Consider the following 14,891-nt stretch of genomic DNA (forward strand, 5'->3'; position numbering starts at 1 on the left):
AACCTTTCTTAAATTGATTTTGCTATTGAGATAATTTCATCTTTCGATAAATTGCCTTCAATTGAAAAATAATGACTTTGAGTCATCCAAATAAGCTGGGCATCGCCATTTTTATAAATTACTAAGCTTCCCTTTTGTCCCTTGATGTTAATCTCCTCTATCGTCACGTCGTCCTTATCCATCGCGGAACCAAATCCAAATTGATGCTCAAGCGGCATTTCAGTTAAAATAAAGCCTTTATCAGGGCCAACATAGTTTAAGTAAATTGCTTCAACCTTCTGTTCATAGCCATCCATGACGGTCACTTCTTCTAATTTAAATTCATTAGAGAGATTTTTAGGAGTTAAAATAGGAAAGTGCGCGGCATTTTTAGCTTCTTCCAAGCTCATTTGCTTAGAAACTATTTCCGAGTCTTCGATCACTTCGAATCCTTCTCCTTCGCCCGGCTCCCCTTCCTTACTACTGCCGTCTGATTTCCCGAATAAATATACAACATTACCTTGAACAGTATGAAAGATATCTGTCAATTGATTAAAAGCGCCACTAGATTGGGGAGTTGCAGCAAAAATAAGAATGAATAACATAGAAGCGGCAATTAACATATGCTTTCGATAAGCACGAAGCGGGTGTGCTGTTTCCCTTTTTCCATCCATTTGCTTTTGTATTTGATTCCATGCTTCCGACGCTGTCAAAGATGGGGTGGGGCAGTCGTTCATTTTTTCATCTAATACTTCACGGATCAATTCATCCAAATGGATTTCTTTATATTTTGGCATTATGCATCATCTCCCTCATATCGGGCTGTGTTTCCAACGCTTCCCTTAATTTTAACTTCGCACGATGTATACGTGTTTTGACCATCGTCACTTTAATATCTAATGCTTTTGCAATCTCATCGTATTTCATATCGTGGAGATATGCTAGAATCAACACTTGCTTGTGCTCTGGTTTAAGTTCATCAATTTCTCGAAGAAGTATATTTTTAAGGAATTTTTTTTCAACGATCGTCTCAACAGTAGAATGGAAATCATCGTTCTTTGAAAGCTGTTCATCAATAACATGATCTTCTGCGACAACTTCGTTCCACTTTTTTATTTTTCTTAAATAATCGATGGCTGTCCGGGATGCAATCGCAGCCAGCCAAGCTCCTAATTTTTCGCCATCTTTAACTGTATGCATATTTTGAAATGCCTTAAGAAAGGTTTCCTGTACAATGTCTTGGGCCAGCTCTCGATCTTGAACTATGTAGTACGCGGTATAATAGACCCGTTGGTAAAACATTTCGAAGATGACTCTCTCGGACTCACGATCTTTTTTAAGGAGTTTTTGCACTAACCTATTTATCATCCCCACACCCTCTCTCAGTGAAGATTTCCTCAATTTTCCTTTTATTATAACTTAAGACGGCTGGCTTTTGTAAAAGTTTCATGAGAATTGCGGGAAGTTCAGGTCTTATCCATCGATTGTAACGATAGATCCAAACTTCAAAGCTCGTTACAATGAAAATAAATGGATAATACTTCAGCCTAGTGGAGAAAATTTAGATGGAATTCATTACGCCTAACTTTGGACTAATATTCGAAGATGGAAGATATATAGACAAGCATCTTCTCATGGAGAGATTCCTACATGTATCCTAAAAATCAACCTACTCGCCCTTCACACAACAAAAAGCGATTTTACATAAAGATAAATACTAAATTTTGGCTAAGTCATTTAGTGGCGTTGCTGTGGTTATGCATTTCTATTTATTTAGCCAAGCCTTGGCTGATCGATTTGTCCAAAATAATTACTATGCCAATTGCCCTTTTAGTAATCGCAGGGATTTCGTATGTACCGGGGTATATGAATGCTTTTCTAGTAGTTAGTCTTATCATGGACAAACAACCTCCCTTTAAGGATGCACATCCACATGATGCGATTTCTTTGCTTATTGCCGCTCATAATGAGGAAAGTAAAATTAAGAATACATTGCATTATATAAGCAAACAGGATTATCAAGGGTTTATTCAAATAATCTTAATAGACAATTGCTCGACAGACCAAACAGTTAATAATGCCTTGAAAGCAAAAGAAGACTTTCAGTTAAATATGGTTATTTTACATGAAAAGAATTCGGGAAAATTCCATGCCCTCAATCTAGGGTTACTGCATGTGAAAACTCCTTATTTAATCACATTAGATGCGGATACCCTCCTTCACCAATCAGCCATTCGATATTTAGTCGCGAGAATTAAGAGCAGCCCAAATGATGTCTCCGCTGTAGCAGGTTCCATTTTAGTCAAAAATAGCCGCGATAATATATGGACAAAAATACAAGAATGGGACTACTTTCTTGGAATTGCTTCTATTAAACGATTACAAGGTCTCTATCAAGGAACATTAGTAGCTCAAGGCGCTTATAGCCTCTATAAAACGAACAGTATTCGAGAAATAAATGGGTGGCCAGATGCAATTGGCGAAGACATTGTGTTGACATGGAAGTTGCTTGAAAAAAGGCAGAGGATTTATTTTGAACCGCTGGCGATTGCTTTTACGGAAGTCCCTAGTTCATTGATTCACTTTATTCGCCAACGCTCTAGATGGGCAAGAGGGATGATTGAAGGGCTAAAACAAGTAAAGCCTTGGCAGCAGCCTCAAATATACACAAAGTATTTGACAGGAATTAACTTAATCATGCCTTATTTAGATGTTATTTACACATTTTGTTGGTTGCCGGGGCTGGTATTGGCTTTTTTTGGACATTATTGGATTGTCGGTCCCATGACTTTATTCGTACTGCCACTCACCCTTATTAGTTATGGCATCTTATACATCTATCAATCAAAGTACGTGTTTAAACCCTTAAACTTAAAAGTCCGAAAAAATCTAATAGGGTTTATCTTTTTTGTCCTAGCTTACCAAATGATCATGTCACCTACTTCTGTCTATGGGTATTTCCAAGAGTTATTTAAGGTGCGACGAAAGTGGAAATAAGGATAAAATAGATATTTAAGCACTCTGAAAACTCATATTACTTCATTAGACATATACGAGTTGCCTACTCTATAATAAGTTGAACTTAACTATGCTAATTTATGGAGGCAGGATTATATGAAAAGAGGAAATTGCGTAGCAATCATTGGAACAGGCTTTGTCGGATCAAGCTATGCTTTTGCCCTAATGAATCAAGGAATTGCTGACGAAATGATCATGATCGATGTCAATACAGAAAAAGCGATTGGAGATGTAATGGATCTTAATCACGGGAAAGTATTTGCTCCTGATTTAACTCATATTCGCTTTGGACAGTACGAAGATTGTGCGAATGCCGATCTAGTCGTCATTTGCGCGGGAGCGAATCAAAAACAAGGCGAAACTCGACTTCAATTAGTAGAAAAAAACTTAAGGATTTTCAAATCAATAGTAGATAGCGTAATGGACAACGGTTTCGACGGAATCTTTCTTGTTGCTACAAATCCGGTTGATATATTAACATACGCCACGTGGAGTTATAGTGGTCTTCCAAAAGAACGAGTCATAGGTTCAGGGACTATCCTAGACACGGCACGCTTTAGATATATGCTAGGGGATTATTTTGAGGTTGCACCTAATAATGTTCATGCTTATATCATCGGTGAGCATGGAGATAGCGAACTTCCTGTTTATAGCCTTGCAGATATTGGAGGTGTGCCTGTCCTGAAAATGATTGAGCGTGGTCCACGATATAAACAAGAAGACTTAGATAAGATTTTCTTGCAAGTACGGGATTCCGCATATGAAATCATTAAAAGCAAAGGCGCAACGTATTACGGAATTGCAATGGGACTTGTAAGACTGACAAAAGCAATATTGAGAAATGAAAATACAATCCTTACAGTATCTTCTCTACTAGAAGGAGAGTATAAGGAAAATGATGTATATATTGGAGTACCAGCAATCGTGAATCGAAATGGGATAAGGGGAATTGTTGAATTGGAGCTAAGTGAGGAAGAGCAACTGCTTTTTCATAAAAGTGCAAATGTAATAAAAGAGATATTGAAACCTCATTTTTGAAGAGTAGGTGCAGGCTAGCCGAATAGGCGATCTTTATTATTTACATAGATTAAACCTATGAATAAATGACCCCAGCCAAAACGGCAAGGGGTCATTTCGATTAAGCTCTATTATTACTTATCTTCCATCCAATCCGGTTTTGTAAAACCAACGAAGTCGCTGTCAATCACATCTTCAAATTCTTTTGATTCTACGACTTCTTTAATATCTTTTACAAATTGTGCATCTTTGTTTTTTGCATCGATGACAACTCGGTTGCGGTGGGCATCTCTCATATTTTCAATCATAATACCTTCATTCATATCAAGACCTGCTGCAAAAACGAAGTTTCCGGGTACTGCCGACATATCTGTGCTTTCAATTGCACGTGCAAGCTGGCCTGCTTCTAATGGTTGGAACTTAAGATTTTTTAGGTTATCTTTTATATCTTTTTCGGAAATGGTCAAATGGCTTACATCGTCCTTCAATGTAATCAAGCCTTCTTGTTCCAAAATTAATAATGCTCTACCCATATTTGTAGGATCGTTTGGCAAGGCGTAAGTAGCACCATCTGTGATTTCATCAATCGATTTAAATTTATTTGAGAAGACAACCATCGGAGAGGTCGGCACTGTAATCACTTCAGCTAAGTTTAATTTGTTTTGCTCTGCAAAAGTTTCCATATAGATTTTATTTTGAAAAACGTTAGCATCAATATCTCCAGTTCCTAATGCATTATTAGGTTGGATATAATCACTGAATTCTACTACTTTTACTTTATAGCCTTTCTTTTCAAGACCAGGTTTGATAGCCTTTGTCACCATATCTGTAAATGGACCAGCTGTTGCACCAATAGCAATTTCCTTCTTATCACTGTCTGCACCTGATGAATCTTTCCCACCGCAAGCGGCAAGTGCTCCCATTACTAAAACGAGAGTTAATAGAAAAAACCATTTTTTCATTTCTGTTTCCTCCTGAAGTTTTATCTTTTATCTGCATGCTTTGCCCAACGATCTCCAACTAATTGAATGAGTTGAACTAAAACAATTAACACTATTACGGTCGTAAACATAATAACTGTATCATAGCGGTAATAACCATAACGGATCGCCAAATCACCGATTCCACCGCCGCCAACGACTCCAGCCATTGCCGAGTATGCAACTAGACTAATTGTTGTCAATGTAACTCCTTGTATAAGGCTAGACTTTGCTTCTGGGATGAGCACATCTTTGATGATCATCCATGGAGTAGCTCCTACTGAAATAGAAGCTTCAATCACACCTTTATCGATTTCTCGAAAAGAAGTTTCTACAATTCTAGCAAAAAAGGGGATCGCTGCAACTGATAATGAAACTGACGCAGCTGTAGGCCCGATAACTTTTCCGACAATCAACATCGTAAAAGGAATGAGTAATACTAGTAAAATAATAAATGGGATTGATCTAATTAAATTGATGATAAAGCCGACGATTGATTTTACGTATTTTTGCTTCAAAAACATTCCTTCGTCTGTCACGAATAAAATGACACCTAACGGAAGACCAGCAAGAATAGCTACAAAAAGCGAGATGCCAACCATGTATAATGTTTCAAAAAATGCTTTATTCAAATCCGGAAGCATTTCAATTATATGATCAAGCCCCATGTGTCATCACCTCTGCATTTCCCGTTCTATCCTGCAAGTATTTAATAGCCTTTGCCACTTCCGATTGCTCACCCATAATTTCTAAAATAAATATCCCTAACGGTTCTTCCTGAATATATTCAATCTTTCCGTGCAGAAAATTCCCTTTCACGCGATGAAGCTGGAGCATATCGGATACGACTGTGTCACCTGCTTTAGAACCTTTAAATTGAATTTTTACAAGAGGGCCTTTACATTCCTCGATCAATTTCTCAGGTATGTCCAATTGAAGAATATCACCGATGAATTCCTTCGTCAGCTCTGCTTTTGGCGATGCGAAAATATCGTAAACGGAGCCTTCCTCAACAATTTCTCCATTTTGCATAACAGCCATTCGATGACAAATTTCTTTAACAACTTCCATTTCATGGGTAATAAGAACAATCGTCAATCCTAGCTTTTCATTAATATCCTTCAAAAGTGCTAATATTGATTTAGTTGTACTCGGATCAAGCGCAGAGGTTGCTTCGTCACATAAGAGAACGTCTGGATTATTAGCTAAAGCCCTTGCTATCCCTACCCTCTGTTTTTGTCCACCGCTTAATTGCGCTGGATACACATCCCTTTTATCCGCAAGTCCTACCATCTGAAGAAGTTCTTCCGCCCTTTTGACTCGTTCTGCCTTTGGATAATCAGCTGCTTTTAAAGCAAAAATAATATTCCCGATAATCGTTTTAGAGCTGATTAAATAAAAATGTTGGAAAATCATTCCTATCTTTTGGCGCGCTTGACGCAATTCTTTTGCGGAAAGCTTCGTTAATTCAATACCATTAATAACGACAGATCCTGAAGTTGGTTCTTCAAGAAGATTCATACAACGGAGAAGGGAGCTCTTCCCTGCACCTGAATATCCGACGATTCCAAAAATTTCACCCTTTTTAACGGCTAATGAAACATTGTCGACTCCGATGACTTCTCCTTTTTTGGTTTGGTATTTCTTTGTTACATTGTTTATTTTGATCATCGTATCCACCTCATAAAAAGAAAATGTCCCTTTCATTTGAAAGAGACATCGAAAAATAATCGTTCATTTATTTTCGACTTATCTCCCAGAATGTTTTCATTCCGCAGGAAGTGGCACCTTTCCCATATTAGGGGGTTGCCGGACATCATCGGGCCTGATCCCTCAGTCACTCTTGATAAGTGTAATATATTAAGTTCATTGAAATTATTATGAAGGAAGGTGATGAGCTTGTCAATAAAATTTAGGCCTGCGGTCATCAAAAACAGGAATACGGCTGCGGATTTCATCAAGTTCTTGAAAATCTATTTCACCGAGTAATAATTCTTCCTCTGAAGACCCTTCCGCGGTAATCGTTCCCCACGGATCAATGATCATAGAATGGCCGGCAAATTCATTATTCGCATCCGAACCAGGCCGGTTGCAAGCGATGATATAGCACTGATTTTCAATGGCTCGCGCCTGCAAAAGAATGCGCCAATGATCCAGGCGGGGAGCTGGCCATTCTGCAACAACAAATAATACTTTGGCACCGTTTATGACTGATTTCCTCAACCATTCTGGGAATCTTATATCATAACAAATAAAGCTACCCGCTGTTTCCCCATCAATCGTGAAAGTAGTCTCATCCTGACCAGCTTGTAAGTATAAATGCTCATCCATAAGTTGGATTAAGTGAAGCTTACTATATTCATGGACAAGCTTTCCATCCTTATCAATGACATACATCGTATTTTTTACGCCGCTATCTACTTTTTTAGCAATTGATCCTCCGACGATATGAAATTTATGTTTTTTCGCTTGTTTTTGTAAAAATTGCAGAACATCTTTTCCTTCTTCATGGGCAATTTCGTCCAAGCGTGTTAAATCATATCCCGTCGTCCATAATTCAGGTAATACAACGACGGAGCATTGTTCTTTCGCTGCTCTTTCAAACCATTGTTCCACAGCAATGAAATTTTGTTTCGGATCTCCAAAAGCAATATCCATTTGGATACAACCAATTTTCCACTTCAATCCGGATTCCCCCTTATTTTTTCTGCGCTTTACAAACATTATCTTTCGTTATAACATTTTAAAGTATAAAAGCGCAAGCGCCTGTTTATCGACGTACAGGCCCACAGGATGTGGGTCCGTCGGCGTCGCCATAGGATGTGGCGGCTTTTAGTCGACGTTCCTTCTTCGGCCTTTGACTTATCGTAGGGAAAAGGACAAGAAGTATGCTAGTCGATAGGCGCTGGAGCTGGACGCAGATAGCTATTTTCAGTATGACTATTATTTATAAGCTAGTATAATATGTCATAAATCTAGAAATGAAAAGGAAAAATCACTATTTTTATAGAGGTGTCACGATGAAGAATTTTGAAACTTCGGACGTTTTAAAACAACTGCCAAAGCAATTTTTTGCCTCACTCGTGCAAAAAGTAAATGAATACATAGCTAATGGCCATGATGTTATTAATCTTGGGCAAGGAAATCCCGATCTTCCGACTCCATCACATATTGTGGATCGATTAAAAAATGCTGCTGAGGAACCTAGCAATCATCGTTACCCCCCATTTCGCGGCAAATTAGAATTAAAGGCAGCAGTTGCCGAATATTATAAACGGGAATATGGGGTGGAGCTAGATCCTGAAAAAGAGGTGGCCGTTTTATTCGGTGGAAAAGCAGGTTTAGTCGAATTGCCACAATGCCTGATGAATCCTAAGGACACGATGCTTGTACCTGATCCGGGTTATCCCGATTATTGGTCCGGAGCAGCACTCGCACAGGTACAGATGGAAATGATGCCATTAAAAGCTGAACATCAATTTTTGCCACAGTATAAAGAGATATCGTCAGAGGTTGCTGAAAAGGCAAAAATGTTGATCCTTAACTATCCGAATAATCCTACTGGAGCTGTAGCTGATCTTAACTTTTTTAATGAGACAGTCGACTTTGCATCCAAGCATCATATATGCGTCGTGCATGATTTTGCTTACGGAGGGATTGGCTTTGATGGTAAGAAGCCTGTCAGTTTCTTACAAGCTAAAGGAGCAAAGGATGTTGGAATTGAACTATATACGATGTCCAAGACGTATAATATGGCTGGTTGGCGTGTTGCATTTGCAGTAGGAAATCATTCCGTCATTGAAGCCATTAATCTTTTGCAAGATCATTTATATGTTAGTTTATTTGGTGCAGTACAAGATGCCGCAACGGAGGCGTTATTAGCTTCTCAAGAATGCGCGATGGAACTAAATGCAACGTATGAGAAGAGGCGAAATGCCCTTATTTCGAGCTTGCACGAAATTGGCTGGAATGTACAAGCTCCTCCAGGCTCATTTTTCGCTTGGCTTAAAGTTCCTGACGGCTATACGTCTGAAGCATTCGCTAATTTATTACTGGAAAAAGCACATGTAGCTGTTGCGCCAGGGATTGGATTTGGAGAGTACGGCGAAGGATATATACGAGTTGGCTTACTAACGACTGAAGAGAGGCTGCGGGAAGCGGCAAGAAGAATAGGGGATTTAGGTTTATTTTAAGGGCTTTGGTGAAACTTTAAAAGACTCTCAGTTCAAACTAAGAGTCTTTTATTTATTGATGATAATTTCTTTCTATTTTTCTTCACCTCTTAATTCACGTATGACCTTCCCTTCAACAAAATGAGGCTGCTTTATATTCATTAATTTATATATGGTCGGTGCAATGTCCAAGGTGGAGATCTTTGAATCGATTGTTCCCTTAGGTATTCCATCTCCTGCTGCCAAAAGAACAGGAAATAACTCTTTTCTTGATGGATTCCCTCCATGATTTCCAAGCACTTCAGCAGCCATTACTTCATCTCCGTCATCTTGAGCCATGTAGTACCCTTTTTTAGCAACTAATAGAACATCCCCTGTATATTCATGTTCAATTTGTCCCTTTTGACCACTGTTGGATAAAATGACTTTTTCATAAGGATTAACTTTTGGGTTTGTAAAACCAAAGAGCTTTGTATCCGTTATCGATACAGATACGCTATGGATCTCTTCATTGTTCCCAACAAGCTCCCCCCACCATTGGGATAGATAATGTTTGAGTGGAACTCCTTCTTTTTCCAACTGTACATTTTTAAAAATGGAGGCAATTTCTTCTTGGTATGACGAATAATCCTTATGATCTACTATTCCACCGTTTTCCCTTCCTTTTAAATTGATAAATACATGGGCAATCGTACCACTGGCAACCGCAAAAGCTTTTGATTTCTTCACATCTACTTTTCCATCGCTGTCTTTAAACAATAAGCCTTTTTTCTCCAGCACTTCATTAGGTGATAATCTCGAGTAAACTGGCTCCATTCCGTGGTCAGATACTAGAAAAATACGATCCTTTTCATTTATTTTTGATAGAACTTTGCCGAGCATGTTATCTGATAATTGATACGCCCAACGGATATATCCTATATATCGTTTAGATTTTTCTCTTGAAAAGCCAGGCTGCCTCGGATCAATAAGCAGGTAATTATGGGATTCATGGTCGACTTGTGGATAATAAAAGAATAAGAGGTCGGGTTTGTAGCGCTCTTTTATATATAAGGAGACATCCGTAGTCCATTGCGCAAAGTACGTACTAATTTCTTCGTATTCTTTACGGGTTATCCATTTTTTCTTAAGTGCTGCATCATCATCTTGCACAGGAAAAAAACCAAAATTCTCATTAATCGTTTTCCTAAAATCTGCAGGGCCTTCAATCACAGCTGATGTTACGGCTGTCCTATACAACTTAGCATCGGAAAGATCAGGTTTTTTTGCCTTTAATTTAAAAGAAAAACCCGCCAGTTCCTTATTTTTTGTTGCAAAGGAAAGGGAGCCCCAATCATTTAAATGAACCTTTTCTGCAGATTTCATGTTTTTTTCAAAAGAAAAATAAAAAGTGTCATATTTTTTTTGTTTACTTGAGCGTTTCGCCATAATATAAACGATGCGATTGTCATGATCATTAAGTTTTAATCGGAAACTTGTCTTTTTAGAGCTTTCTTCATTCTTAAAATCTAAGGAAACAAAATCACTTTCGGCCCATGTATCACCATAATAAACTGCGTAATCTGCCTTATTTCCATACTCAGGATTTGAGCCTGGAAAAAGAATGGTTGCTGTTGTTTTTCCTTCTTTACGAGCTACTGACCACATCGGTTCAGCATCAAGTGAAGAAAAAAAGGCGCTATCCCGGTTTGCTATGTTTTTGTTTGGTTTATGAATTTCATTACTGACCATCCCAGTCGAACTTGGTCTTGCCCCTGTCGCAATAGCGGCATGCGAAGCTGAAGTCAAGGAAGGAAAAATAGTCTGTATATTTTTTGCCTTCATTCCTTTGTCTGCCACTTCACTAAAATGCGGCATGTCCCCTTTTCTCATAAAACCTTCTAAATAGTCGTGGCGCATACCATCAAATGAAACGATCAAGGTTGATCCCTTTTCCTCTGCAGCTATAGCAGCGAAACCATTATTCATCATACATACAATTGTTGCTAATAATAATATCTGTTTTTTCATGTCTGTATCACACCTATCTCTCTAGCTTGTATGATGTATACCCATCGCGGACAAGGACTAAGCTTTTGCTTTCTTAAGCGGGGGTTGCACTAATCTTACAAAGGGATTATCGAGATGAGGATATGTTTCATAGAAAAAACTAGATTCTCTTAATCTTTGTAATACTCCTGGGATATTTACTTGAAGAGATTTCAACCATGATTTAAGGTCTACTCAGTAAAGTATTTGAGGTAATATGCGATACAGGCGGAGCAGCTAATGGTTTTTTATACGAGTGAAAATGAAGTTTGCGATCAATATTACAACCATTAAAAGAGACCAGGACATAACTATTTCCGACAAAGATAAATCCGAACAATAGGTTGTTTAGTGTATATACCCGCTCCGGAAATATACTTCGCTTTCCGTGGGTGGCTGGCGAGCCTCCTCGCTCGTCCCGTGCGGCGGGGTCTCACCTATGCCTTCCTCCCACAGGAGTCTTCGTATATTTCCTCCGCTAAGTTAGATCATTGTTCGTCTTTAGGTTTGATTGTTTTAGTTATGTCCCAGCCTCGATTTTACGTATTTTATATACAATAGAATTTAAAAGTTATATTCTGCATCTTTTGCTTCACGAATCTTTCGATATGCGTCTACAAGAAGCACCGTATCTTCCACTAAACGCTCCATTCGAAAAATAATATCATCATTCACGATTTCATTCCGATAAAAATCCTTTTCTTCTATAAATACATACGTAGGAACGATATGTGCCTTCATATACGCAAGTATTGGCTTTAATTGTTGTTCTGCCATCAAATAATGTTTTGCTGTTCCTGCTGTCACAAGAATACTCACTACTTTATCTCGAAAAGCATTAACTGGTAATAAGTCGAAAATATTTTTTAATGTGGCTGCAATTGAAGCTTGAAATACAGGAGTTCCGATTATAATAGCATCTGCCCCCATAATGGTCTCCGTTACATACTTTGTATCGCCATCATACTCCCAATAGTTGCGTCCATCACTAAAAACCATTTCATATTCAGCTAAATCTAGTAAGGTAATCTCTGCATCTGGATACTTTTCACGAGCTTTATTAAGGGTGTAATCCATCGCTATTCTCGTTTTACTTCCAACATTTGAACCCGAAATTCCAACAATTTTCATGTTATTCACTCCTTGTATATTTCTTAATAGCTGGCATAATTTCGGTCGCAATTATTTCAATGTTTTTCGTAATTTTATCAAATGGCACTCCACCAAAATCAATCTGCGCCATAAAGCGTTGTTGACCATACAGTTCATATTGATAAATCAGCTTTTCGATGATTTGCTGTGGACTGCCAATCATTAACGCATCTCGATGATCAGTCGCTTGCGCAAATTGTTGTTTTGGATAGCCGCCCCCACGCAACGCTAACATACCAGAATTCGCGTGTGGGTAGTATTCTTTAAGAGCATCTTGAGAAGTTTCTGCTGTATAAAATAAACTCGTCGTTGCGATTGGCAAAGTCTTCGGATCAAAACCGCTGCGCTCAGCCGCCTCACGATACGCATCCACTGATACTTTAAAGTTAATGGCAGGACCTCCAAGTGTCGTCAGCATCATCGGTACTCCCGCGTATCCAGCTTTAATCGCACTGGCAGGAGGTCCTCCTACTGCGCGCCAGATTGGCAAATGACTGTTCAAAGGCTGCGGGAGGATCATAGCGTTTTTAAGCGGTGCTCGGAATTGTCCTTCCCATGTTACTTTTTCTTCATTGTTCAATTTCAGAAGCAGTTCTAATTTTTCTTCAAATAATTCCTCATAATCACGAACATTGTACCCGAGCAAATCGTATGCCCCAACGCGTGAACCACGTCCAGCGACAATTTCCGCTCTCCCTTTTGATATTAGATCAATTGTGGCAAAATCTTCATATACTCGAACAGGGTCAGATACACTTAACACTGTCGCCGAGCTGGCAATCTTTATATTTTTCGTTGCTTGCGCAATCGCCCCTAAAATGACGGTATGTGCCTGAGTTGTAAAATGGATTTGATGACTTTCACCGACTGCAAAAACATCAATGCCAGCCTCATCCGCAAGCTTACTCGCCTCTATTAGTTCTCGAATCCGCTGTTCTGCGCTTATCATGTCACCTGTATGTGGGTTAAATAAATGATCTCCAATCGAATATAAACCAAATTCAATGCCTTTACTTGGATCGATACGATATTGCTCCATGCCACTTCACTCCTTTTTAATCTATGGGCGCCAATTTAGCTTCAATTTCTACCCGTCGTTCTTCCAAAAACGGTGGTAAGTCTAATGTTTTACCTAGTTCCTCAACTGTCGAGTCTACAGTAAATCCAGGACCATCTGTTGCAATCTCAAATAGAATGCCATTGGATTCACGGAAATATAGGCTCTTGAAGTAAAAACGATCGACAATTCCAGATGAGTGGAAACCTCGCTTTTTTACTGCCGCTTCCCAATAAAGCAATTCTTCCTCATTTTTCACACGAATTGCCAGATGATGAATGCTTCCCTTACCAGGTTTTTCTCTCTCTCCATCTTGCTGCTTAATAACAATTTCTCCGAATGTTTGTCCTTTGACTGATTGATAAATAGCCTCGCCATCTGTACGGCTAACTTCAACATAGCCAAACACTTCTTGTAATGTTTTCGCTGTCTTTTCCAAACGTCGGACTGTTAATTCAACTGCTCCCATTCCTAAAATGCGATGCTTTTCATCAATGCTAGAATCTCCCCAAGACGTCCAATATTCAGGAACATCATCACCGTTATTATTTAATAAAACCATTCGCAGTCCTTCGGAGTCTTCAAAATGGAGCCCATCTCGCCCAGCATATTTTGTTATTTCACCGTGCCGAACATCCATTGACTCAAAACGCTTTTTCCAATACTCGAGGCTTTCAAATGATGGGACAAGTAAGCCGATTCGTGTAATGGCATTTGTGCCACGATACGTCCTTCCTACATAAGGCATTTCAAAAAATGACAGCTCCGTTCCCGCACTGCCTGTTAAATCACCGTAAAATAAGTGATACATTGAAGGATCATCTTGATTCACTGTCTTTTTCACTCTCCGTAGTCCCAATACCTTCTGATAAAAGTGATTATTAGTATAAGCATCCTTTGTAATCATTGAAATGTGATGATGACCAGGTATTTTATACATATTGCTTCCTCCTTTTTAAATTGACTAGTCAAGTGATGGTGTAAAAAAAATTACTCTTACGGTAATTCTCTTTTTTGGCTATATTTATGAACTTTTGTCATAAGTGTATATAATGTTTTCGTTTCTTCTTCAGTTAAAACATCATCAAAAAGTGACGATTGAAACGCGAGTTGTGCAGGCAATGCTTCTTTTAATACAGTTTCAGCTTTTTCAGTTAAACTAATTGTTTTCGTTTTCCAGTCTTGCTTTCTATTTATATAGCCTTCTTTTTCAAGTCGGGAGAGCATACGGGAGATGCCGCCTTGCGTAACGGTTACCTTTTCAGCCAAGTCGCACTGTGTAAGCGGCTGATATGTCATAACTTGCACAAGTACATCAAATTGAGCAGTAGTTAAACCAAATGGCTTTAGAAATTCATTAGACAACTGATTACTTTGGTTTGTAAAGCGCATTAAACGCAGCCAGATTAATGATCCAAGTGTATTATTACGCAAATTATTCCCTCCCTTCACTAACCTTAACATCACTTTACCACTCAAGTGATGGAA

At 38.7% G+C, this 14,891-nt stretch carries 14 protein-coding genes and 1 riboswitch; of the genes, 3 read left to right on the top strand and 11 right to left on the bottom strand.

Features of this window, described 5'->3' with window-relative positions:
* Positions 1-8 precede the first annotated feature (8 nt).
* Complete coding sequence (locus KHA96_RS21815) at positions 9-776, bottom strand: DUF4367 domain-containing protein (protein WP_213131458.1); 768 nt, start codon at positions 774-776, stop codon at positions 9-11.
* Entirely contained in the window at positions 763-1,347 is a 585-nt protein-coding gene (locus tag KHA96_RS21820) for an RNA polymerase sigma factor (RefSeq protein ID WP_213131459.1), read from the bottom strand. Before KHA96_RS21820 ends, KHA96_RS21815 begins: the two co-directional genes overlap by 14 nt.
* 282 nt (positions 1,348-1,629) lie before the next feature.
* Between KHA96_RS21820 and KHA96_RS21825 the strand changes: the two genes are divergently transcribed.
* Together KHA96_RS21825 and KHA96_RS21830 are read left to right on the top strand one after the other, a co-directional pair.
* Positions 1,630-2,976, top strand: coding sequence for a glycosyltransferase family 2 protein (locus KHA96_RS21825; protein ID WP_213131460.1), 1,347 nt, complete (start codon positions 1,630-1,632; stop codon positions 2,974-2,976).
* A 117-nt stretch (positions 2,977-3,093) separates the two neighbouring features.
* The gene (locus tag KHA96_RS21830) at positions 3,094-4,035 is read left to right on the top strand and encodes an L-lactate dehydrogenase (RefSeq protein ID WP_213131461.1); all 942 of its coding nucleotides are present in this window, start codon (positions 3,094-3,096) and stop codon (positions 4,033-4,035) included.
* A 113-nt stretch (positions 4,036-4,148) separates the two neighbouring features.
* On the opposite strand, the gene KHA96_RS21835 is transcribed toward KHA96_RS21830, so the two are convergent.
* From KHA96_RS21835 to KHA96_RS21850, 4 genes are all read right to left on the bottom strand, one after another.
* Positions 4,149-4,976 (bottom strand): MetQ/NlpA family ABC transporter substrate-binding protein, encoded by an 828-nt coding sequence (locus KHA96_RS21835; protein WP_213131462.1) that lies wholly within the window; start codon positions 4,974-4,976, stop codon positions 4,149-4,151.
* Positions 4,977-4,996: 20 nt separating this feature from the next.
* On the bottom strand, positions 4,997-5,662 hold the full coding sequence (locus KHA96_RS21840; RefSeq protein WP_213131463.1) for a methionine ABC transporter permease: 666 nt from the start codon (positions 5,660-5,662) through the stop codon (positions 4,997-4,999).
* The gene (locus tag KHA96_RS21845; RefSeq protein WP_213131464.1) at positions 5,652-6,665 is read right to left on the bottom strand and encodes a methionine ABC transporter ATP-binding protein; all 1,014 of its coding nucleotides are present in this window, start codon (positions 6,663-6,665) and stop codon (positions 5,652-5,654) included. The genes KHA96_RS21840 and KHA96_RS21845 overlap by 11 nt, the downstream gene beginning before the upstream one ends.
* 75 nt (positions 6,666-6,740) lie before the next feature.
* Positions 6,741-6,847: riboswitch (SAM riboswitch) on the bottom strand.
* Positions 6,848-6,896: 49 nt separating this feature from the next.
* Complete coding sequence (locus KHA96_RS21850) at positions 6,897-7,679, bottom strand: carbon-nitrogen family hydrolase (RefSeq protein ID WP_213131465.1); 783 nt, start codon at positions 7,677-7,679, stop codon at positions 6,897-6,899.
* A 335-nt stretch (positions 7,680-8,014) separates the two neighbouring features.
* On the opposite strand from KHA96_RS21850, the gene KHA96_RS21855 reads away from it, so the two are divergent.
* Positions 8,015-9,187: a pyridoxal phosphate-dependent aminotransferase gene (locus KHA96_RS21855; protein WP_213131466.1), complete on the top strand. Its 1,173-nt coding sequence runs from the start codon at positions 8,015-8,017 to the stop codon at positions 9,185-9,187.
* A 72-nt stretch (positions 9,188-9,259) separates the two neighbouring features.
* Here KHA96_RS21855 and KHA96_RS21860 read toward each other — a convergent pair whose 3' ends face one another.
* The 5 genes from KHA96_RS21860 to KHA96_RS21880 all read right to left on the bottom strand — a co-directional run bounded on the left by KHA96_RS21860 (position 9,260) and on the right by KHA96_RS21880 (position 14,837).
* Complete coding sequence (locus KHA96_RS21860; protein WP_213131467.1) at positions 9,260-11,176, bottom strand: alkaline phosphatase family protein; 1,917 nt, start codon at positions 11,174-11,176, stop codon at positions 9,260-9,262.
* Positions 11,177-11,758: 582 nt separating this feature from the next.
* Positions 11,759-12,325, bottom strand: coding sequence for an NADPH-dependent FMN reductase (locus KHA96_RS21865; RefSeq protein ID WP_213131468.1), 567 nt, complete (start codon positions 12,323-12,325; stop codon positions 11,759-11,761).
* A gap of 1 nt (position 12,326) precedes the next feature.
* On the bottom strand, positions 12,327-13,385 hold the full coding sequence (locus tag KHA96_RS21870) for an LLM class flavin-dependent oxidoreductase (RefSeq protein ID WP_213131469.1): 1,059 nt from the start codon (positions 13,383-13,385) through the stop codon (positions 12,327-12,329).
* Positions 13,386-13,401: 16 nt separating this feature from the next.
* Positions 13,402-14,343, bottom strand: a complete 942-nt coding sequence (locus KHA96_RS21875; protein WP_213131470.1) for a ring-cleaving dioxygenase — start codon at positions 14,341-14,343, stop codon at positions 13,402-13,404.
* A gap of 56 nt (positions 14,344-14,399) precedes the next feature.
* Positions 14,400-14,837 carry a MarR family winged helix-turn-helix transcriptional regulator gene (locus tag KHA96_RS21880; protein WP_213131471.1) on the bottom strand — a complete coding sequence of 146 codons (438 nt, stop codon included), beginning with the start codon at positions 14,835-14,837 and terminating at the stop codon, positions 14,400-14,402.
* Positions 14,838-14,891 lie beyond the last annotated feature (54 nt).

This window comes from Bacillus sp. FJAT-49711 (assembly GCF_018343715.1).
In the GTDB taxonomy this organism is placed as follows: Bacteria; Bacillota; Bacilli; order Bacillales; family Bacillaceae_C; genus Lederbergia.